We start from the raw sequence: 18,874 nt of genomic DNA on the forward strand, positions 1-18,874 counted from the left end.
CTCGGTCTCGATGTGGGTAGCGACTACCAGCGGTAGTGCGCGAAGGCCTTGTTGGACTCGGCCATCTTGTGCGTGTCCTCACGCTTCTTGACCGAAGCGCCGAGGCCGTTGGAGGCGTCGAGCAGTTCGTTCATGAGGCGCTCGGTCATGGTCTTCTCGCGACGGGCGCGGGAGTAACCGACCAGCCAGCGCAGCGCCAGCGTGGAGGCGCGGCCGGGCTTGACCTCGACCGGCACCTGGTAGGTGGCGCCACCGACACGACGGGACTTGACCTCGAGCGCCGGCTTGACGTTCTCGAGGGCGCGCTTCAGCGTGATGACCGGGTCGTTGCCGGTCTTCTCGCGGAGGCCTTCCATGGCGCCGTAGACGATGCGCTCAGCGGTGGAACGCTTGCCGTTGAGCAGGATCTTGTTGATCAGCGAGGTCACCAGAGGAGAACCGTAAACCGGGTCGATGATGACCGGGCGCTTCGGGGCGGGGCCCTTACGAGGCATTCTTACTTCTCCTTCTTGGCGCCGTAGCGGCTGCGGGCCTGCTTGCGGTTCTTGACACCCTGGGTGTCGAGCGAACCGCGGATGATCTTGTAACGAACACCCGGCAGGTCCTTCACACGGCCACCACGCACGAGCACGATGGAGTGCTCCTGCAGGTTGTGTCCCTCACCCGGGATGTAGGCCGTGACCTCGATGCCGGAGGTCAGACGCACACGCGCGACCTTACGCAGGGCCGAGTTCGGCTTCTTCGGGGTGGTCGTGAACACACGCGTGCAGACGCCGCGGCGCTGAGGAGAACCCTCGAGTGCGGGCGTCTTGTTCTTCTCGACCTTGTCCTGCCGGCCCTTGCGGACCAGCTGCTGGATCGTAGGCACTACTTCTCCGGTTTCTGTGTGCCGTCAGTGAAGCTAACCTGGAACGTCGCCGACCCACGCGGTCGGGTGTGTCGAATACTGCGGACCTCCGCCGCGAGCGGAAAAGGCGCAGATTGCGGTGGCCGATATCTGACTCGCCATGCGGTTGAGGACACGCACACGAGCCCAGGCACACCCCAGGCACAAGGTCTGAGCGTACCTATCGCATGGACTCCGGTCAAAACAAATGCCCACGCGCACGAGGGCCCGGTCGACGTGGGAGAACGTATCCCGGAACGGGTCGGTGCGCGGGCCGGTACGAAGGGCCCGCGGGCCCGCCTGTCACCCGCCTTCCGGCGGACCCGGAGCGCCGGCGCAAGCCCCGGTCGCGTGAGGTCAGTCCCGGGCGGCGCGGCGCGGCTCGGCGGCGGTTCGCGGCTCGGCCCCCTCCTCGCCGGGCTCCAGGAACTGGTTGACGACCTTGACGAACACACTCATCCGCTCGTCGGGGACGCCGAGCCAGCGGGCGAAGTCCTCCATGGTGGGCTGCCAGTCACTGGGTGGCAGCAGGTCCGTCGCCAGGGGCAGCTCGTCCGGGGTGACCCGGCCCGACCGAATCAGCATGTCGCGGACGGAGACCCCCAGAAGGGGGGCGAGCCTGCGCATGGTCTCCAGGTCGGGCATGCTCTGTCGCTGCAGCAGCCGGGTCACGGCGGCTCGGTGCACACCGGCCTCGTCCGCGATCCGTGACTTTCCTCCGCCGCGCGGACTGTCGATGTCGTAGCCGCGCGCCCTCATCAGGCCTTCTACCCAGCCTGCGAACTCGTCGAGCCCTTGAGTGCTCATGTACCGCTCCCTCTAACTCCCCCACCTTCCGAGCGCACCACTCTAGCGTGCTTGCGCGCACGGAATTACGTGCTTTCGGGCGCGCAATCGTGTCGAATCGGTGAAGAGGGCTCCATGAGATTGTTGCGCGCCCGCACGCAACATGTCACTCTCTCACTCGCCGCCGCACTCGTCGGCCTCATGAGCCCCAGGAGCCTCACAGCCCCAGGATGCTCGGTGGCCCGGACCGTGGAGAAGAACCTTGCTCCTGCCCGACTCGTCCTCATGGCAGGCCGCCGCCGCGTGCGTCGGCCTCTCCCCGTCCGTCGTCTTCGCCCGCCGCGCCCAGCAGGCCGCCCCGGCGCTGCGCGCCTGCGCCGCCTGTCTCGTCCGCCGCGAATGCGAGGCGGCCGTGGCCCCTGCGGAGAGCTGGTTCGACGGCGTATGCGCGGGCCGCCTCTGGCGCAACGGCCGCCCCGTCGTCCCACGCCGCGGCCGGAGTTCCGCGGGCACCGCGCACTCCGGGGGTCCTCGTGACTGACGGCACCGTTCACTCCACCGACCGGGTCGTGCGGGACATCGCGCTCTGGACCGCCTCCCTGGTACGACAGTTCCCTGAGCTCGCCGAGGAGCTGGCGCCAGGCCGCCGCTCCCCCGCCGGGACCGCGACCGCCGCTCCGCACCCCGGCTGCGACGAACTCATCCGCGAGGAGCGCCGCGAGGCCCTGTTCCTCCAGCAGCGGCACGGGCTCGCCGTGCCGGGCCACGGGGCCGCCCCGATCCGGCTGCACGTGTCCGACGCCATCCGGGACATCAGCGACGGGGTGGTGGAGCTGGAGGAGGCGGTACGGGCCCGGCTCGGCCTTCCGCGCCCCGGCCGCGCCGCGGTCGTGGAGCGGCTGCGGCGGACCACGGCGCTGCTCGACGAGATCGCGGGCCACCCCGACCTGGCCCGGCACGTGCGCGACGAGCTGCGCCGGATGGCACGGCGCTGCGCGCGCACGCTCGGGGACACGGAGACGGTCGTCCGGGTCTCGGGACGCTGCCCGTGGTGCGACTCGGTGTCGCTGCGGGCGTTCCCGGACCGCCGGCTGGTGCTGTGCGTCAATCCGGCCTGCACGTGCACCGTGGAGGACTGCGGCTGCCAGGACGACCCCGCGTACCGGCATCTGTGGCCGCAGGAGCGGTGGGGTGAGCTGGCCGACGCGTCGTGCGCCCGTACGGAAGAGATCGAAGCGGCGATGGACACCACCGTGAGCATCGCGGCGAGGACACCCGAGGACATCGAGGAGAGCCCGTGCTGAAATCCCTGACCCCGCAGACCCTGATTCCCGGCCCGCTGGCCGCCGAGGAGGCCGGGGTCGCCCCGGCAACGATCCGTAAATGGGTCCAGCTGGGCCACCTGCGAGCGGCCGGCAAGGCGGGCCGGGCACAACTGTTCCGCCTGGAGGACGTCTTCGCTGCGGAACGCGCGGCCCGCCGCCGCCCTCGTACCGCGTAGTCCGCACGCACCGCATGACGAAGCGCCCCGTGTCTCTCAAAAGAGACACGGGGCGCTTCGTCATGTGTCGGGACTCACCGGTGCCGGTCGTCGAACGTGACCTAACCGGCACATGCGCATCTGCGTCGCGAGCTGGTGACGGCGCGGGAGCCGGCCCCTCTCGATCTCCCCAAGAAGGGCTGGCTGCGGGGGTAACCGCCCGTGGTCCGACCGAGCCGGTGAAGGCCTCGGCGGCCGTCACCGGCCGTCCCGGCCACGAACTTCCCTGCAGACCGACGAATTAGTTGCGTGCGCGCACGCTCTCTGTCACAGTTGGTGCAGCGGCGGAGCTGCGCCCGCGAGTCGGGCCGCGGCTCCGCCGTTCGCTGTCCGGGGACGCTTCCGCGCCCCCATCCCCCTTCCCGGCGGGGGCGGCCCCGGCAGCGGCTCGTGCTTCGCGCCCCGCACTCCCTCACACCCCTCACGCCTCCGAGGAGAACCGTCATGACCACTCCCCCGAGTGCCTTCCCAGACGTCGAGGCGTTGGTCGTCGACGTCCTCGAGGCCGACCCCGCCCTCTCCACCGCCACCGTCGCCGTCGCCCCGCCCACCGGGTTCGACGGCACCCAGCCCGCCGTCCTTGTCAATCGGCGCGGCGGCGCCTGGGTCGGCGATCTGCACGTCGACATGCCGCTGATCGAGTTCGAGGTGTACGGGCCGGACAAGAGCACCGCCCACACCCTGGCCAACGCGGCCCGCCGCGCCCTGCTCGCCGCCATCGGCAAGCAGTACGGCACGAACGTCATCAGCGACGTCGAGGAGCAGGACGGCCCGCGCTGGCTGCCCGACTACCTCTACCGGGCAGCCAACCGCTATGTGTGCGTGATCCGGCTCTCCGTGGACGTCTTCTGACCCTGACGCCCCGTCAGCCGGCCCCGCACGCCACTCCCCAGATCGAGGCCCTGCCGTCCGGCGGGGCCTTTGCCGTACCCGGATCAGGAAGGCCGGGCGCGGCGCCACCCCCTCTATAAGGAGAAAACCCACCATGGCAGGAACCAACTCGTCCGAGATCCGCGTTGCCGGTACCGGTCGCCTCTACGTGGCCACCGCCAACGCCGAGCTGCCGACCACCTTCGGCGCCGATCCCGCCGCCGACTGGACGGCGAAGCAGTGGAAGGACCTCGGCTACACCACCGCCGACGGCGTGACCTTCGCCAAGAAGGACAAGCTGGAGCCCGTCGACTCGTGGCAGGCCGTCAGCCCGGTCCACTTCACGTACTCGGACCGGGACCTCTCCCTGAAGTTCTCGCTGCTCCAGTTCAACGAGGAGACGCTGCCGTTCTTCATGGGCGGCGGCGCGGTCAAGGCGGAGCCGGCCACGAGCACCGAGGTCTTCCGGTACGACATCGGCGACCGTGCCTACGCGGACGTGCGCGCCCTCGGCCTGGAGTTCACCGACAAGGCCGGCCCGAACGCGGTGACATACCGCTTCTACATCCCGCGCGGCCAGGTCACCGCTTCCGACGACATCAAGCTGGCCCGCAAGTCCGCGGCCCAGCTCGGCATCACCTTCACCGCCATGTCCCAGGGTGACGGCAAGCCGCTGGCGAGCTTCGTCATGAAGGACACCTCGTTCGCCGTCTGATCCCTCCACCCGGGGGCGGGACGGCCCAGCGCCGCCCCGCCCCCCACCCTTCTCCTCTTCAGCCACTCGAACAAGGAGTACGCATCACCATGGCCCGTTTCGACGTCAACGCCGCCCGCGCCCAGCGACTGGAGACCGTCGGTCGCTCCTGGTCCTTCGAACTGGACGGCGAATCCTACGAACTCCCCACCGAGCTCAGCCGGGCGACCGCCAAGGCGCTCCGCAAGCTCGACGACAACGACGTGGACGGCCTGCTCGCGCTCCTGATGGGTGAGAAGCAGTTCAGCCGCTTCGAGCAGCACGACATCACCATGCAGGACATCGCCGCCATCCTGGAGGCCTACGGCAAGGAGACCGGGCTCGGCCTGGGGGAAGACTGAGCCTCGTCGAGTTCGTCGACGAACACGCCGAGGCACTCGAAGCGGACCTGCTCCGCTACTACGGCACCGACCTGCTCGACTGGTACCGGGGTGATCTCTCCAGCCGGCGCGTCGCGGTCCTGATCAAGCATCTGCCGAGCGACAGCGCCGTCCAGCGCGAGCTCCACGGCGAGGCGGCTGAGTGGTCGGTCTCCGACCACCTCCTCGCTGCGGCGGTGGATCATCTGGCCGTCGCCAACTGGATGTTCGCCAGCGTCAACACGGGCGAGGACGACGACGCACCCGAACCGCCCACCCCTGTACCGCGCCCGGGAGGTCCCGAGCCGGACGAGGAGGACGGAGAGGGCGGCACGCCGGGAACGGCGGAGGGCAGCGCCACCGCGCCGTCACCCGGTGAACTCGCGCACTTCTTCGGGTGACCCTCGCGGCCCCCGGAGCCCGTTCCCGTCAGGGATCGGTCTCCGGGGGCGCTTCCTGTGCTCGGTCGGCCAGCTCCTTCTCCAGGGCCCTGGCCCGTTCCGACAGTCGGCGGCTCTGCGCGCGCGAGTCCGCCTCACCGGACCCGGCCGCCCGGCGGTCGGGGCCGGATCCGGACTGCGTGGGAACCCCGAGCGGCGGCACTATCGGGCGCCCGCCCTTGCCGCGGACGACCTTCCGTACCGGCTGCACGGTCCGGCGCGTCCGGACCTCCTGGGCGGTCGGCGGGCCGTCCTGCTCGAGGGTGGACTCGTCGGCACGAGGGCGCGAGGCCTCGTCCGCCGGAGGCGCGGTCGCGTGCTGAAGCTCCGCGTCGGGGTCCGGCTCCGGCTCACGATCGGGATCGGGCTCAGGCCGCCGTTCGAGGCGCTCGCGCTCCCCGCGTATCCGCTCCTCGGCCTGACGCACCGCGGCAGGCGGTTCGAGGAACCGCGCGAACGGCAGCGGAATGACCCGGGCTCCGTCCTCACCGCCCTCCCCACGTCGCTGGGGACGCCGGATTCCACGCGCGTCACTCTGCCCCTGCGCATAGGCGTCCGCCACGCGCCTCTCGTACTCCCGCCGTATACGCGGGAGTTCCTCCGAGACCGCCTCCGCCCAGCCGGCGGTGAAGGCCGCCGTCTCGCGCCGATCGATCTCGGCACGGCCGATCACCACGAGGTCCCCTGGCGCGTATCCGGCGACATGAACCAGCTCGGACAGCCGTGCGAACAGATGAGGCAGATCGGGGCTCATCTCGAGCCAGTCGATGACCTGCGCGCGCCGTCTGGCGCTCGGCTCCCTGTCCATGCGTAAGCAATGCCTTCCCGCCCCCTAGGGTCCCCTCGCGCCCCCGAAACCCTCACCTCCCTGAACTGGTCCGATCCAGGGAGGGTGGATCCAGCGTACCCGGTCGCACCGAGGCCGCCGGTGGTGACCAATCCCACCTGCGCGGACGCATGCAGACACTCCGTCAGGCGTTTCACGCTCGACAAACCTGAAACCGCCGTTCGACAATGCATCGCACACCAGTTCGATACTCTCCAAGGTGAGTCCGCGGGCCCCACCCGCGATCGGACTGCGCCGGCAAGCAACGGAAGGCAGGGCACCATGACGTCACAGGCCGGGGGAAGCCGCATACGGAGCACACTCCAGGACCGCCTCAACGAGTTGCTGCACCGCCCCGGCCCCCTCGACAAACGCGCACTGCTCGCCACCCTCGACGCCGAAGTCACGGCTCGCGAGACCCGCGCGTACACCGCCGGCTGGAACGACGCGCTCGCCGAACTGCGCCGCCGCTCATGAACAACACCCCGCGAACAGCCGGTCACGAGCTCCTGCCTCGGCCGACCCCCTGACTCCGAGCCCCGACAATGGCTACGTTGCCCCCATGACAGCCGAGACCGCTCTGGGCATCTTCTTCATCCTCGTCCTCGTCCTGGTCTTCGCGGGCGCCGTCCACGAGGCATGGCGCAGGCTCGGTCTGCTCAGCCGGGGCGTGCGCACGGTCGCCGAAGTCGTGGGATTCGAGATGCAGAAGGACACCGACGGCACTCCGCGCTACTTCCCGGTGGTCGCCTTCACCCTGCCGGACGGCACAAAGGCCAGGGCTGAGGCTTCAACGGGAACCCCGCGCGAGACCCAGGGGCGAGTCGGGGACCGCGTCGAGATCATCTACGACCGGCGCAGGCCGAAGACCATAGCCGTCCCCTCTCTCGACCCCGGGCACACCGCATTCGGAACCATCGCGACGATGGTCATCTGCGCCGCCGGCGCGGCCTACGGTGTCGTCAAGCTCGCGCTCGAAATCACCCGCTGAAGCAACCACTTCGGAACGCCACGGAACCGGCCCCCCTCGGGGCCGGTTTTTCGTTCTCCTTCACACGCCAAGGATGAGGAGAAATGACGCGATCTCTCAAAGAAGTCGACGACGCCCTCGCAAAGCTCGATGGGGAACTCCGCCCCCTGGACCTTCCCAAGAAGGTCCCCGAGAACACCAAGGCAATCAGCGACATCCGGGCCCAATTGGGCAGCCTCCCCGCACCGGGGCAGGGGAAGACCGTGGCCGAGCGACTGACCGCGCTCGAAGCAAAGGTCGTCGCCCTGTCGGACACGATCAAGCTCGACCGCATGATCTTCCTCGGCTATGCCATCTCCACGGCCTTCATCAAGATCGACGTACAAGCCATCAAGATCGACCTGACTCTGCTCAAGAAGGTCGACGAGAAGAACGTGGCCCTCTTCAAGGGCCTCATCAAGAGGGTCCAGAACGGCATCGACAAGAGGATCACCAGCACGGGTGACGGCAGCCTCTACCGCAAGGTGAAGGACTCGATCTGGCGGCAGGCCGCCGCCGAACGCAAAGAGCGCGAAGCGAAGGAGGAAAGGGAGAAGGAGCGGAAGGAGAAGCGGGAGGAGCGGCTGCAGAAGCACATTCGCGATCTCCCGCGCAAGGTCGCCATCAACACCCGGGACATCGAGAAGATCTACGGCGCCCTGCGTGGCGCCCGTGACGCCGCGAAGAACGCACGCGACGACAGGACGGGGCTCCCCAAGAACCACGCGGGTGTCGACGCCGGGAGTCCAAGAATCGGCCCGGTGGCCAAGGACGTCCGGAATCTGCGGAGCTCGGTCGACGAACTCATACGGTCACTCGGCTTTCTCTGAAACGAAGCCCCACATCGAATGAAGTGAGGGAGACATGTCTCTCGTAAGATCGCTGAATTCCACGTCCAACTCCCTGAAGGGATTCAAGGACAAGGCAACGGACGCGGGTCGCGCCGCGGACGGCATCAAGCAGAAGGCGGGTGCGGGCGAGAGCAAGCTCCGCTCGCTGAAGACCTCGGCCCAGAGCACCGCCGGACAGCTCAAGGGACTCAAGACTGCGGCCGACCAGGCCGAGCGTGCAATGGCGAAGGCCGGCACCACCGGCCAGTCCGCGGGTACCAAGCTCGGGCGGTTCCAGTCCGGGGCGGACAAGGCCGCCAAAGGCCAGGACAAGCTCAACAAGTCCATGAAGGGCAACTTCCTCGCCCGCCTGCTCGAACTCTTCATGCCGCTCATCGAGAAGGTCGTCGAGATGGCGACCCGCTCCAAGACGATGCAGACGATCATGAAGAAGGCGTTCGGCGCCATCAAGACCGTGATCAGCTCCGTCATGAAGGCCATCGGGCCGATCATGAAGAAGGCCGGCCAGCTGATCAAGACGGTGTGGAACGGCATCAAGAAGGCCATCTCCACCGTCGTCAAGGCCGTGGCGACCGTCATCAGGACGTACGTCAACACCTGGAAGAAGATCATCACCACGGTGATGAACGCCATCAAGTCCGTCATCGGGGCCGTCTGGCGCGGCATCAAGGCCGTCATCATGCCGGTCGTCAACTGGATCAAGTCCGCGATCCCCGCCGCGTTCCGGGCCGTCAAGGACAAGATGTCGTCCATCTGGAACGGCCTGAAGGACATCGCGTCCCGGGCGTTCAACGGCATCAAGAACGGCGTGAAGGGCCCGATCAACGCCGTCATCGGCCTCATCAACTCGATGATCCGCCGACTGAACGGCATCAAGGTCAGCGTCCCCGGCTGGGTCCCGCTCGTCGGCGGCAAGACCTTCGGCGTCAGCCTGCCGACCATCCCCATGCTCGCCACCGGCGGTGTCGTCATGCCGCGCCGCGGAGGCGTCCCCGCCATCCTCGCCGAGGCCGGCGAGGCCGAGGCCGTGCTCCCGCTCTCCAAGCTGGACCGGCTGCTCGCCCTCACCGCCCGACGGGCCCGCATGGCGCAGGCCCGGCCCGGCGCGGCAGGCGCCGGATTCCACATCGAGCACTACCACGCCGCCCGCAACAGTGACCCGCAGGCAACGGCGGACGCGCTCATGTATCTGGCGAAGGCGCGCGGATGAGTGCGGCCATGGCCATGCCGTTGAACTCCCTCGCCGGGTCGCCGCCGGCGTTCGACGCCCTGCGCAGGCATGCCGCGCAGGCGACGCAGTCGGTGCGGAGGTTCAGGGACGCGGTCCGCGCGGCGGCTGGCGGTATCGACGGGATCGGGGCGGGAGCCCGCACCGCGGCCGGCGGCATCGGCGCCTTCAAGAACAGCGCCTCCGCTGCCTCGACGTCGCTCGCCAAGTTGGCCGCCAACCCGGTTGCGAGCAGCGGCCTCAAGCGTCTGGGGAGCGCCACGTCCAAGGCAAGGGCGAGCATCGGCAAGGTGAACTCGAAGATCGGCGGAGTGCTCGCCCTGCTCGTACCGCTGCTCCCGGTCGCCGACGTCATCACCGGACTCATGAGCACCTTCGGCACCGTCATGACCCTCGCCGCGGTTGCCATGACCGGGATCAACATCGCCATGCGGGCCAACCCGATCGGCTTTCTCATCGGCATCCTTGTGCCCGTCGCCGCCTGGCTCATCGAGTACGCGATGCACAGCGAGACCGGTCAGCGGATCATGAAGCAGGTCTTCGCGCAGGCGCTGAAGGGCTTCCAGGCGGTCTGGAAGTTCATCAGTCCGGTCATGAAGCTGATCGGCAAGGCCGTCGGCACCTACTTCAAGGCGTACCTGACCGTGATCACCGGGGTCCTCAAGGGCCTCGGCTCCGCGTTCGGCGGGATCTCCCGGACCGGGTCGGCCGTCTCCTCGGCCGCCAACGCCCTGCGGGGGATCGCCTCCCGCGCCTGGAGCGGGCTGAGGAACGCCGTCCAGCCGGTCATCAAGTGGATCACCGGCTCCGTGCCCGGGTTCTTCACCCGGATCAAGGACGCCGTCACCAGCACCCTGCGCGGTATCGGCGGAATGCTCGAAGGCGGCATGCAGACCGTCCTCGGCGTCGTCAAAGGTCCCATCAACGGGCTGATCGCCTTCGCCAACTGGATCATCGACGGGCTGAACGAGCTCAGCTTCAGCCTTCTCGGCAAGAAGTTCGGCGTCGACCTCGACAAGATCCCGATGCTCGCCGAGGGCGGTGTCGTCTTCCCCGGCTCGGCGGACGCCCCGCGTATCCATTCGCTCACCGAGCTCGAGCACCGCCGCGTCCCGGCCATCACGGAGCCCACTCGACAGCCTTACCGCGTACGGGAGTTCCGCGAGGAGCCGGGCGCCGGTCCGCGCTCGACCGCCGAGGACCTGCTGTTCCTCGCGACCGCCTGCCCCTGAACCGACCCAGAAGTGAGGTGACGGCCCCCATGGCCGAGACCACAACCGCATACGCCGGAAACACCCACACGGCCGACCTCGCGCCCGGCTCACTGATCACCCAGGACGGGCAGATCCAGTGGGCCGGGCTCCTCATCGGCCCCGGCACCCCGTTCGCCGTCGACCGCTCCGGCCTCACCGGCTGGGAGGACCTGCCCGATTACGACGCCTCCGACGCCGACCGGCCCACCTCCCACGGCGCCTGGCCGGGCTCCCGCTACGCCAAGCCGCGCAAGGTGGGCGGGACCATCGTGCTGATGCCGGAGTACAGCGCGACGGCCGAGGCCGTCCGTGCGCTGCGGCAGGCGCTCGCCCTGCTCGACGAGGAGCGCTGGCTCGCGGTGCGGCTGCACGGCGAGATCCTCGCCGTGCGCGCCCGGATCGCCCAGCGCGTGGTCCCCACCGACCGCGGCTTCGCCACCCAGGGCACGTCCAAGATGTCCATCCAGTGGCTCGCCGCCGATCCGCGCCGCTACGTCGTCAACGAGCAGGTCGCCACCACCACGGCCCCGCAGCCCGAGTCCGGGCTGACGTGGCCGCTGACCTGGCCGCTGGACTGGGGCCAGGCGACGAGCACCGGCGACGCCGTCGCCGAGAACACCGGCTCCGCGCCGGCCCACCCGGTGATCGTCTTCCGCGGCCCGTGCTCCATGCCGACCGTCACGCAGCGGGTCAGCCGGCGCCGGCTGCGGTACGCGATCGATCTGGCCGCCGGCGACGAGCTCACGGTCGACACGGCAGCGGGCACGGTCATGCTCAACAACACCGCCTCCCGGCGGCACACGGCCATGGCGGACTCCAGCCCGGAGGAACTCTTCCTTCTGGAGCCGGGCCGCACCGAGCTGTCCTTCCGGCCGGACGAGGGCAGCGCGGACGCGCTGATGACCGTCCGCTGGCGCAGCGCCGAATGGTGACCGGCCCGAAACCGGCACCCGCCCGCTGACCGCACCCGCGCGACCGACGGCACCGGCACCGGCACCGGCACCGGCACCGGCACCGAGCAGCGATCCGTCCAGCATCTGCACCCCACCCCGTAGCAGACACGTACGGCGGCGAACGCCGTACCCGCCGCCCACGCGCCGCCCGACCGCGGCGCCGAGCGGCAAGCCGCACCGCCCACGCACCGCCCCGCCGGCGCCCCGCCCGGCCCGACCGCGGCGGCGCGGGCGGTGATCCGTCATGCGCACGACCCGCCGCGCCAGACGCCCCGTAAGCGCCGCGCGCACGCCCCACCGACGCCCACCCACGCCCCTCCCGAAGAGGTGACCCATGACCGTACGTGCCGCATGGCTGCAGCCCACCGGCCAGACCCGCGAGGACACCCGCCTCACTCTCGCCGCCCTGCTCACCCCCAGTGGCGAGTCCCCCGAGGAGACGCCGCTGCGCTCGCGTCCGGGCATCGTGCCGGGCGGCTTCGTCCTGACCGGCAGCTCGCCCATGCAGTGCTCGATCGGCACCGGCCGCGCGATCGTGCAGGGCAAGGACACCGACCAGGGCGCCTATCTGGTCGCCGTCACGACGCCCGAGACGCTCACCGTCGCCGACGGCGACCCCCAGCACGGCCGGATCGACCTGATCGAACTGGCCGTCGTCGACGACGGCTACGACAAGACCGGCGTCACCGAGGCCGTCGTACGCCTGGTCAAGGGCACGCCCTCGGCCACCCCGACCGCCCCGCCGAGCGGTCCGGGCAGCACGATCCCGCTGTACACGGTCTCGGTGCCGGCCGGCACCTCGGCCGGCACCGGCGGTATCCCCTGGACGACCTCCGCGGTCGCCCCACTGCACTGGCCGGCCGTGGCCCTCGGCGGCATCATGCCGACCAGCGGCTTCAAAGGCGCGTACGTCGGCCAGTACCGGGACACCGCCGGGCTCCTCCAGCGCTGGGACGGCACGACCTGGGTCTCGTACCCGAAGCCGATCGGCGGTATCGCGCCCAACGGAACGCTGACGACCGGGGGTTACACCGGCCAGTACCGCGACAACGCCGGTGTGCTCCAGCGCTGGGACGGGACGAACTGGCAGTACGCCGAGGGCAAGGCGACGGTCCTGTTCTCCGTCTCGCAGACGGCGCAGCAGAGCATCTCCCCCAACACCTGGACCACGATCACCTTCCAGAGCATCGACGTCGACGACGCGGCGGGCTGGAACGGCTCCACCACCTACACCGCTCCGCGGGCCGGCTGGTACCGGATCTCCGGCCATGTCGTCTGGGCCGGCGACTCCGCGAACGGTTTCCGTGGCGCCCGGGTCCTGATCAACGGTGTCGGCGTACCGCGCTGCACCTGGCTGACCCCCGCCGGCGGCGGCGCCGTCGTGGTCGGCGGCCAGGGCCTCATCAAGCTCACCGCGGGCAGCACCGTCCAGCTCGCCGGCTACCAGACCCACACCGCGGCGGTGAAGACCCTCGGCGGTTCGGGCTACGCCGGCAACCTCTCCGCCGAGTGGATCAAGTCCTGACCTCCCGAACGCCCTCACCCCCAACTTCGATCGGAGAAACCCCATGAACCTGCGCAGCAGCTGGGTCGCCGAGACCGGCCAGACCCGTGAGGACACCCGCCTCAACCAGATCGGCGCGACGACCGCGGTCAACCCCGTCCAGGTCCGTTCCGGCATCCTGCCGGGCTCCTACAGCGGCCAGTTCCGGCTCTCCGGCTTCTGGATGGCGGGTGCCGCCGCCATGTCGGCGACCGTCCACGAGGGCCGGGCACTGATCCAGGGCGAGATCTCCCAGGGCGTGTACCCGGTGGCGCTGCCCGTCGCACAGACGATCACCTTCGCCGAGGGCGACGCCCAGTACGGCCGGATCGACCTGGTCGTCGCCAAGGTCTACGACGCCCTGTACGACTCCTCCGGCCGCCACGAGGCGAAGATCGAGATCATCCAGGGCGTGCCGGGCCCGGCGCCGCAGGCCCCGGCCGTCCCGCCGCTGAGCCTCGCGCTGTACGAGGTGACGGTCGTCGCCGGCGTGAGCGCGGGCAACGGCGGCATCAACTGGAACACCTCCCTCAAGGACCTGCGCACGCCGGTGGTCTCCCTCGGCGGCATCCTCCCGGTCGAGGGCACGGTCTTCCCGGGCGCCTACCCGGGCCAGTACCAGGACTCCGGAGGCGCGCTCCAGCGGTGGGACGGCGGCGCGTGGGTGCCGTACCCGTCGGCGCTCGGCGGCATCATCCCGAACAGCGCGTCCACGCTGCCCGCCACGTACACGGGCCAGTACCGGGACTCCACGGGCGGCCAGCTCCAGCGCTGGAACGGCTCGGCGTGGGTTCCCGCGGTGCCCGGCCCGTTCTTCACCGGCTCCAACGACTCCGGGTGGACCCAGTCGACCACGTACACGGCAGCGCTGACGGACACGACGAGCACCCCGCTCGACGTGGACTTCGTCGCCGGTCCCTCGGGTGCCGTGCTGATCACCTACGGCGCGCGGATGCACGCCGAGTCCGCCACTCCCACCACCGTCGCCATGAGCTTCCGGCTGACCAAGGGCACCGCGTCGGCCATGGAACCGAGCGACGAGATGGCCGTGCTGTACACCGGCTCCTCTCCGGCGTCGATGTCGTCCACGACGCGCGTCTACGGCATGACCCCCGGGGCCACCTACACGCTGACGGCCGTGTTCAAGGTCGGCAACAGCACCGTCAAGGGCCACTTCGACAACACCTTCCTCCGCGTCGACAACCAGGCCTGACCCGCACCCCCAGGAGACTTCCCATGGTTCTTCGCAACGGCTGGCTCGCCCCCACCGGACAGACCCGCCTCGACACCCGCCACACCGCACTCGGCGCCACCACCCCCGCCGGCCCGTTCGCCTCCCGGTCCGGCATCCTCCCCGGCACGTACGACGGCAAGTACCGCGTCGGCGGCCTGTGGATGAGCTCCAACGGCCCGATGTCGGCCACGGTCTACCACGGCCGGGCGATCATCCAGGGCCCGGAGCCCCAGGGCGCGTATCCCGTCGCCCTCGACTCGGACACCGTCATCACCTTCGCCGACGGCGACCCGCTCAACCCGCGTGTCGACCTCGTCGTGCTGCGGGTGTACGACGACCAGTTCGACGGCTCGACCAGGAGCGAAGCCGTCCTGGAGATCGTCCGGGGCACCGCTGCCGCCACTCCGGTGGCGCCGGCCGCACCCGCGCTCTCGCTGACGCTGTTCTCGGTCCGCGTCCCGGCCGGAACCTCCGCGGGTACGGGCGGCATTCCCTGGACCACCACCGGAACGGTCACCGACCTGCGCGTCACGGTCGCCGGTGTCGGCGGCATCCTTCCCGTCTACAACAACGGCGCCGAGCCGGGCGCGTACCCGGGCCAGTACCAGGACAACGACAACTCGCACTTCCTCCAGCGCTGGGACGGCACGGCCTGGGTCGCGTACCCGAAGGAGATCGGCGGCATCGCCCCCAGCGGTGCGCTGTCCACCGGAAGTTACCCCGGGCAGTTCCGGGACGCCGGCGGGGTGATCCAGCGCTGGAACGGCAGCGTGTGGGTCAACTACCAGCCTCCGGTCGAGGTGGAGACCACCACCAGCGGGTTGACCGCGTCGGCCGGCTGGTCGGTGTCGCAATTCGCCGGCCGCAGGACGAAGAGCGGTCTTTGCACCGTCACGGCCATCGTCACTCGCACCGGTGGCACCCTCACCTCCGACTCCCAGGGCAACATCGCCGACGCACCGCTGTGCACCCTCCCCGTCGGCTGGCGCCCGGCCATCACCATCGAGGCTCCGGCCTCTGACGGGTACGCCTCCGGCGGCGCCGTCATCAGCTACAACGGGCCGATCGAACTGCGTACCTGGTTCCCCAACGCGCAGCTGACCACAGGCCGCAGCGTCCGCGTCAGCGCCACCTACATTCTTCTGTGAGGCCCTCGATGGCACTCGACACGCCCTATCGGGCGATCTTCTGCGATCTGCTTTCCGACCAGACCATCGACATCCTGCCTCTGCAGGACGTCCAGTTCGACGACTACATCGGCAAGGCCGGCTCGCTGTCCGGCACCGTACCCATCCCGGACAAGGCCATCGCCGAGCGCGTCCGCCAGGTCGAGGAGGGCCGCACCGCGGTCTACCTGGAGCGCGGCGGGGACCTGTGGTGGGGCGGCATCATCTGGACGAGCACCCTGCAGAGCAGCGAGCGCGGGGTGCTGACCCTGGCCGTCCAGGCCGCCACCTTCGACTCGTACGCGGCCCGGCGCCGCATCCGCGAAGAGATCAGGTTCACGACGCCGACCGACCAGCTGGAGATCGCCCGCACTCTCTGGAACCACCTCCAGAAGACCGACGACGGCAACATCCGGGTCAAGGTCGGCGCGGAGACCTCGTCCGTCAAGCGGACCGCGGCCTGGCGCGACGGCGACGAGACCGTCTACTCGGAGGCGATCGCACAGCTCGCCACCCTGGAGAACGGGTTCGAGCAGCAGATCATGGTGTTCCGGGACCCGGTCACCGGCGAGCGCGTCCGGCAGCTGCGGCTCGGCTCCCCCAAGATCCGTACCGGCGCCACCGATCTCGTCTTCGACCGTCCGGGCACCATCCTGTCGTACTCCTTCCCGCGCGACGCGACCCGCGGTGGCACCACCTCCGTGACCCGCGGCGCGTCCGTCAACAACAACGCCGCCGCCGAGTCCCGGCCGCTGTACTCCAAGCCCCCGGTCGTCGCCCAGGACCTGCTCGACGGCGGCTGGCCACGGATCGACCTCTCCTCGGACCACAACGAGATCACCAGCCAGGCGGCGCTGAACTCCCTGGCCGCCGCGAACCTCGCCCAGGTCCGCGGCGCCGTGGTGATCCCCGAGATCAAGATCCGCCTCGGCGGGGTCGTCCCGCCGACGCTCCTGGGCCGCTTCGCACGGATCCGGATCACCGACGAGTGGCACCCCCAAGGCCTCGACGCCCGCTACCGGATCATCGGCGTCAAGGTCAGTCCGCCGCAACGGGGCCGCCCCGACACCGCCGAGCTCTACCTTGAGGAGGCCTGATGCCTCAGCTGCCCGAGGACATCATCGACCGGCTGACCCAGATGGAACGCCGGATCCAGGCGCTGTCCACCGCGGTCAACACCCGTCCCGCGCTCAACGAGATCACCAACGGCGCGCTCACCGTGAAGCTGCCCAACGAGACCGCCGTCCTCCAGGTCGGCAAGTGGGGCACGGACGAGAACGACAAGGAGTACGGGCTCACGATCCGCCGCCAGACCGGCGAGCGGGCCCTGGCCATGTACAACGGCAACGGCTCCGACACCTCCAAGCAGGTACTGCGCCTGTTCGACGCGTACGAGCACGAGCTCTTCTCGGACGACATCACCGCCGGCGGGCTCGCCCGGCCCTGGCTCCAGATGCTGCCGCCGCAGGACCTGGCCTCGATCAACTGGTCGCAGACCACGTCGACGACGTGGAGCACCATCGCCCGGTCCCTCAACCCGATCTGGCAGCCGCTGATGCGGCTGGGCGTGTACACGCGCTTCTCCTCCGGGGCCGCCGGACAGGTGAAGGTCCTGGTCGACGGCGCCCAGTGGGGCCCGACCGTCAACGCGGGCACGACCTTCGACCACACGGGCCCGATCGTCGCCGACATCCAGACCCGCTTCGGCACCAGTGTGACCGTGGAGATCCAGGCCATCGTCACCAGTGCGAGCGGCACCGTGTACGCCCAGCCGTACGTCATGTACGGCCGGCAGAGCTGAGGAGCACCTCATGATCGTCGACCCGGCCCAGCCCTGGGGCGTGGCCATCGACTACGCCGGTCGCGCCGCGGTGAGCGAGAGCGGCCACACGGTCAACATCCGCGTCTACGACAACACCTTCGACGGGGTCCTCCGGCCCGACCCGCTCACCGGCGAGTACCCGCCTGTGTACATCACCGCCCAGATCGAGGAGTACGGCGCGGAGGGCGCGGTCCTGCGCGGCAACGGGCTCGTGATCCTCAACGCCTCGGGCGGAACCCCGGTCGCGCCGGACACCGCCGCCGTCCAGCAGGCCGTGGACGCCGCGCTCGCCGACTTCGAGACCCGGCGCGCCGCGCAGGCCGCCCTGTGCGCTACCTGGGAACCGCCCGCGGCACCGTAGGTCCGCTCGCCCCGGCACCACCCCTGACGCCCGCCCCCGAGCGGGTCTTTTTCATGCCCCGCAAGCCTGGAGGTCACCCATGGCCACTCCCCTCACCGCGGACCGGCTCCTCGCCGCGCTCCGCGCCGAAGGCGTCAAGGTCGTCGAGCACGACGGCTGGCGCACCCACCACCGCAACCGGGCGGGAGCCTGGGGCCCCGTCGTCGGCGTGATGATCCACCACACCGTCTCCAGCGGCACCGCCTCGTCCGTCGAGCTCTGCTACAACGGCTACGCCGGACTGCCGGGCCCGCTCTGCCACGGCGTGATCGCCAAGGACGGCACGGTCCATCTCGTCGCCAACGGACGCGCCAACCACGCGGGAGGCGGCGATCCCTCGGTCCTCCAGGCAGTGATCACCGAGACCTACGGGGCCCGCCCGCCCACCCCCCGTGAGCACCAGGGCAGCTCCGGCGCCGTCGACGGCAACTCCCGCTTCTACGGCTTCGAGTGCGTCAACCTCGGCAACGGCACCGACCCCTGGCCTGCGGCCCAGCTCGACGCCATCGAGCGGACCTCCGCCGCGCTCTGCCGGGCCCACGGCTGGGGCGCCAAGTCCGTCATCGGCCACCTGGAGTGGTCCGACTGGAAGAGCGACCCGCGCGGCTTCGCGATGCCGGGCATGCGCGACCGGGTCCAGAAGCGGCTCGCCTCCGCCCCGTCGAAGCAGCCGCCGGCCCCGCCGAAGCCGGCCGCCCCGCGCTACCAGCGCTTCCCCGGTACGGCGTTCTTCAGGACCAGCCCCAGTTCCCCGATCGTCACCGCGATGGGCCGCCGGCTGGTCGCCGAGGGCTGCGGCCGCTACAAGGTCGGCCCGGGCCCCCGCTGGTCCGAGTCCGACCGCCAGTCGTACGCCGCCTGGCAGCGCAAGCTCGGCTTCCGCGACGCCGACGCCGACGGCTGGCCGGGCGCCGTCTCCTGGAACGCGCTCAAAGTCCCCCACACCCTCTGAGG

24 protein-coding genes are annotated in these 18,874 nt (G+C 70.1%); 20 read left to right on the forward strand and 4 right to left on the reverse strand.

Features of this window, described 5'->3' with window-relative positions:
* Nucleotides 1-23: 23 nt before the first annotated feature.
* The 3 genes from rpsG to ACWD0A_RS05180 form a co-directional block, all read right to left on the reverse strand.
* The gene (gene rpsG / locus ACWD0A_RS05170; RefSeq protein WP_100108597.1) at nucleotides 24-494 is read right to left on the reverse strand and encodes a 30S ribosomal protein S7; all 471 of its coding nucleotides are present in this window, start codon (nucleotides 492-494) and stop codon (nucleotides 24-26) included.
* Between the two features lie 2 nt (nucleotides 495-496).
* Nucleotides 497-868: a 30S ribosomal protein S12 gene (gene rpsL / locus ACWD0A_RS05175; protein ID WP_003948652.1), complete on the reverse strand. Its 372-nt coding sequence runs from the start codon at nucleotides 866-868 to the stop codon at nucleotides 497-499.
* 375 nt (nucleotides 869-1,243) lie between these two features.
* A complete protein-coding gene (locus ACWD0A_RS05180; RefSeq protein ID WP_451294746.1) occupies nucleotides 1,244-1,693 on the reverse strand; it encodes a helix-turn-helix domain-containing protein in 450 nt (149 codons plus the stop codon).
* A 241-nt stretch (nucleotides 1,694-1,934) separates the two neighbouring features.
* Between ACWD0A_RS05180 and ACWD0A_RS05185 the strand changes: the two genes are divergently transcribed.
* From ACWD0A_RS05185 to ACWD0A_RS05215, 7 genes are all read left to right on the forward strand, one after another.
* Nucleotides 1,935-2,213 (forward strand): WhiB family transcriptional regulator, encoded by a 279-nt coding sequence (locus ACWD0A_RS05185; protein ID WP_398902962.1) that lies wholly within the window; start codon nucleotides 1,935-1,937, stop codon nucleotides 2,211-2,213.
* Complete coding sequence (locus tag ACWD0A_RS05190) at nucleotides 2,206-2,976, forward strand: hypothetical protein (protein ID WP_451294748.1); 771 nt, start codon at nucleotides 2,206-2,208, stop codon at nucleotides 2,974-2,976. The genes ACWD0A_RS05185 and ACWD0A_RS05190 overlap by 8 nt, the downstream gene beginning before the upstream one ends.
* Nucleotides 2,970-3,173 carry a hypothetical protein gene (locus tag ACWD0A_RS05195; RefSeq protein WP_451294750.1) on the forward strand — a complete coding sequence of 68 codons (204 nt, stop codon included), beginning with the start codon at nucleotides 2,970-2,972 and terminating at the stop codon, nucleotides 3,171-3,173. Before ACWD0A_RS05190 ends, ACWD0A_RS05195 begins: the two co-directional genes overlap by 7 nt.
* 483 nt (nucleotides 3,174-3,656) lie before the next feature.
* Entirely contained in the window at nucleotides 3,657-4,064 is a 408-nt protein-coding gene (locus ACWD0A_RS05200; RefSeq protein ID WP_451294752.1) for a hypothetical protein, read from the forward strand.
* Nucleotides 4,065-4,197: 133 nt separating this feature from the next.
* The gene (locus tag ACWD0A_RS05205; RefSeq protein ID WP_451294754.1) at nucleotides 4,198-4,797 is read left to right on the forward strand and encodes a phage tail tube protein; all 600 of its coding nucleotides are present in this window, start codon (nucleotides 4,198-4,200) and stop codon (nucleotides 4,795-4,797) included.
* A gap of 89 nt (nucleotides 4,798-4,886) precedes the next feature.
* Nucleotides 4,887-5,177 (forward strand): hypothetical protein, encoded by a 291-nt coding sequence (locus ACWD0A_RS05210; protein ID WP_451294756.1) that lies wholly within the window; start codon nucleotides 4,887-4,889, stop codon nucleotides 5,175-5,177.
* A gap of 47 nt (nucleotides 5,178-5,224) precedes the next feature.
* On the forward strand, nucleotides 5,225-5,596 hold the full coding sequence (locus ACWD0A_RS05215; RefSeq protein WP_451295063.1) for a hypothetical protein: 372 nt from the start codon (nucleotides 5,225-5,227) through the stop codon (nucleotides 5,594-5,596).
* 28 nt (nucleotides 5,597-5,624) lie between these two features.
* On the opposite strand, the gene ACWD0A_RS05220 is transcribed toward ACWD0A_RS05215, so the two are convergent.
* Nucleotides 5,625-6,443: a hypothetical protein gene (locus ACWD0A_RS05220; protein ID WP_451294758.1), complete on the reverse strand. Its 819-nt coding sequence runs from the start codon at nucleotides 6,441-6,443 to the stop codon at nucleotides 5,625-5,627.
* 300 nt (nucleotides 6,444-6,743) lie between these two features.
* Here ACWD0A_RS05220 and ACWD0A_RS05225 point away from each other — a divergent pair, with 300 nt between their 5' ends.
* The 13 genes from ACWD0A_RS05225 (at nucleotide 6,744) to ACWD0A_RS05285 (ending at nucleotide 18,872) form a co-directional block, all read left to right on the forward strand.
* Nucleotides 6,744-6,938 (forward strand): hypothetical protein, encoded by a 195-nt coding sequence (locus tag ACWD0A_RS05225; protein ID WP_451294760.1) that lies wholly within the window; start codon nucleotides 6,744-6,746, stop codon nucleotides 6,936-6,938.
* Nucleotides 6,939-7,023: 85 nt separating this feature from the next.
* A complete protein-coding gene (locus tag ACWD0A_RS05230) occupies nucleotides 7,024-7,452 on the forward strand; it encodes a DUF3592 domain-containing protein (protein WP_451294762.1) in 429 nt (142 codons plus the stop codon).
* A gap of 83 nt (nucleotides 7,453-7,535) precedes the next feature.
* Nucleotides 7,536-8,300, forward strand: a complete 765-nt coding sequence (locus tag ACWD0A_RS05235; protein ID WP_451294764.1) for a hypothetical protein — start codon at nucleotides 7,536-7,538, stop codon at nucleotides 8,298-8,300.
* Nucleotides 8,301-8,334: 34 nt separating this feature from the next.
* Entirely contained in the window at nucleotides 8,335-9,531 is a 1,197-nt protein-coding gene (locus ACWD0A_RS05240; protein ID WP_451294766.1) for a phage tail protein, read from the forward strand.
* On the forward strand, nucleotides 9,528-10,781 hold the full coding sequence (locus tag ACWD0A_RS05245; protein WP_451294768.1) for a tape-measure protein: 1,254 nt from the start codon (nucleotides 9,528-9,530) through the stop codon (nucleotides 10,779-10,781). Before ACWD0A_RS05240 ends, ACWD0A_RS05245 begins: the two co-directional genes overlap by 4 nt.
* A 29-nt stretch (nucleotides 10,782-10,810) precedes the next feature.
* A complete protein-coding gene (locus tag ACWD0A_RS05250) occupies nucleotides 10,811-11,734 on the forward strand; it encodes a phage distal tail protein (RefSeq protein ID WP_451294770.1) in 924 nt (307 codons plus the stop codon).
* A gap of 355 nt (nucleotides 11,735-12,089) precedes the next feature.
* Nucleotides 12,090-13,280: a hypothetical protein gene (locus ACWD0A_RS05255; RefSeq protein WP_451294772.1), complete on the forward strand. Its 1,191-nt coding sequence runs from the start codon at nucleotides 12,090-12,092 to the stop codon at nucleotides 13,278-13,280.
* Between the two features lie 43 nt (nucleotides 13,281-13,323).
* Nucleotides 13,324-14,511 carry a hypothetical protein gene (locus ACWD0A_RS05260; RefSeq protein WP_451294774.1) on the forward strand — a complete coding sequence of 396 codons (1,188 nt, stop codon included), beginning with the start codon at nucleotides 13,324-13,326 and terminating at the stop codon, nucleotides 14,509-14,511.
* A gap of 23 nt (nucleotides 14,512-14,534) precedes the next feature.
* Entirely contained in the window at nucleotides 14,535-15,680 is a 1,146-nt protein-coding gene (locus ACWD0A_RS05265; protein WP_451294776.1) for a hypothetical protein, read from the forward strand.
* An 8-nt stretch (nucleotides 15,681-15,688) separates the two neighbouring features.
* A complete protein-coding gene (locus ACWD0A_RS05270) occupies nucleotides 15,689-16,795 on the forward strand; it encodes a hypothetical protein (protein ID WP_451294778.1) in 1,107 nt (368 codons plus the stop codon).
* Nucleotides 16,795-17,499 carry a hypothetical protein gene (locus tag ACWD0A_RS05275; RefSeq protein ID WP_451294780.1) on the forward strand — a complete coding sequence of 235 codons (705 nt, stop codon included), beginning with the start codon at nucleotides 16,795-16,797 and terminating at the stop codon, nucleotides 17,497-17,499. The genes ACWD0A_RS05270 and ACWD0A_RS05275 overlap by 1 nt, the downstream gene beginning before the upstream one ends.
* A 10-nt stretch (nucleotides 17,500-17,509) precedes the next feature.
* The gene (locus tag ACWD0A_RS05280; protein WP_451294782.1) at nucleotides 17,510-17,881 is read left to right on the forward strand and encodes an ATP-binding protein; all 372 of its coding nucleotides are present in this window, start codon (nucleotides 17,510-17,512) and stop codon (nucleotides 17,879-17,881) included.
* Between the two features lie 79 nt (nucleotides 17,882-17,960).
* On the forward strand, nucleotides 17,961-18,872 hold the full coding sequence (locus tag ACWD0A_RS05285; protein ID WP_451294784.1) for a peptidoglycan-binding protein: 912 nt from the start codon (nucleotides 17,961-17,963) through the stop codon (nucleotides 18,870-18,872).
* The last annotated feature ends 2 nt before the right edge of the window (nucleotides 18,873-18,874 follow it).

It is taken from the genome of Streptomyces sp. NPDC002867, assembly GCF_053591895.1.

Bases quoted from the DNA above. Each gene is read 5' to 3' on its own strand.
- rpsG (WP_100108597.1), bottom strand. From the start codon at position 494: ATGCCTCGTAAGGGCCCCGCCCCGAAGCGCCCGGTCATCATCGACCCG.
- ACWD0A_RS05180 (WP_451294746.1), bottom strand. From the start codon at position 1,693: ATGAGCACTCAAGGGCTCGACGAGTTCGCAGGCTGGGTAGAAGGCCTG.
- ACWD0A_RS05200 (WP_451294752.1), top strand. From the start codon at position 3,657: ATGACCACTCCCCCGAGTGCCTTCCCAGACGTCGAGGCGTTGGTCGTC.
- ACWD0A_RS05205 (WP_451294754.1), top strand. From the start codon at position 4,198: ATGGCAGGAACCAACTCGTCCGAGATCCGCGTTGCCGGTACCGGTCGC.
- ACWD0A_RS05210 (WP_451294756.1), top strand. From the start codon at position 4,887: ATGGCCCGTTTCGACGTCAACGCCGCCCGCGCCCAGCGACTGGAGACC.
- ACWD0A_RS05220 (WP_451294758.1), bottom strand. From the start codon at position 6,443: ATGGACAGGGAGCCGAGCGCCAGACGGCGCGCGCAGGTCATCGACTGG.
- ACWD0A_RS05225 (WP_451294760.1), top strand. From the start codon at position 6,744: ATGACGTCACAGGCCGGGGGAAGCCGCATACGGAGCACACTCCAGGAC.
- ACWD0A_RS05230 (WP_451294762.1), top strand. From the start codon at position 7,024: ATGACAGCCGAGACCGCTCTGGGCATCTTCTTCATCCTCGTCCTCGTC.
- ACWD0A_RS05235 (WP_451294764.1), top strand. From the start codon at position 7,536: ATGACGCGATCTCTCAAAGAAGTCGACGACGCCCTCGCAAAGCTCGAT.
- ACWD0A_RS05240 (WP_451294766.1), top strand. From the start codon at position 8,335: ATGTCTCTCGTAAGATCGCTGAATTCCACGTCCAACTCCCTGAAGGGA.
- ACWD0A_RS05245 (WP_451294768.1), top strand. From the start codon at position 9,528: ATGAGTGCGGCCATGGCCATGCCGTTGAACTCCCTCGCCGGGTCGCCG.
- ACWD0A_RS05250 (WP_451294770.1), top strand. From the start codon at position 10,811: ATGGCCGAGACCACAACCGCATACGCCGGAAACACCCACACGGCCGAC.
- ACWD0A_RS05255 (WP_451294772.1), top strand. From the start codon at position 12,090: ATGACCGTACGTGCCGCATGGCTGCAGCCCACCGGCCAGACCCGCGAG.
- ACWD0A_RS05260 (WP_451294774.1), top strand. From the start codon at position 13,324: ATGAACCTGCGCAGCAGCTGGGTCGCCGAGACCGGCCAGACCCGTGAG.
- ACWD0A_RS05265 (WP_451294776.1), top strand. From the start codon at position 14,535: ATGGTTCTTCGCAACGGCTGGCTCGCCCCCACCGGACAGACCCGCCTC.
- ACWD0A_RS05270 (WP_451294778.1), top strand. From the start codon at position 15,689: ATGGCACTCGACACGCCCTATCGGGCGATCTTCTGCGATCTGCTTTCC.
- ACWD0A_RS05275 (WP_451294780.1), top strand. From the start codon at position 16,795: ATGCCTCAGCTGCCCGAGGACATCATCGACCGGCTGACCCAGATGGAA.
- ACWD0A_RS05280 (WP_451294782.1), top strand. From the start codon at position 17,510: ATGATCGTCGACCCGGCCCAGCCCTGGGGCGTGGCCATCGACTACGCC.
- ACWD0A_RS05285 (WP_451294784.1), top strand. From the start codon at position 17,961: ATGGCCACTCCCCTCACCGCGGACCGGCTCCTCGCCGCGCTCCGCGCC.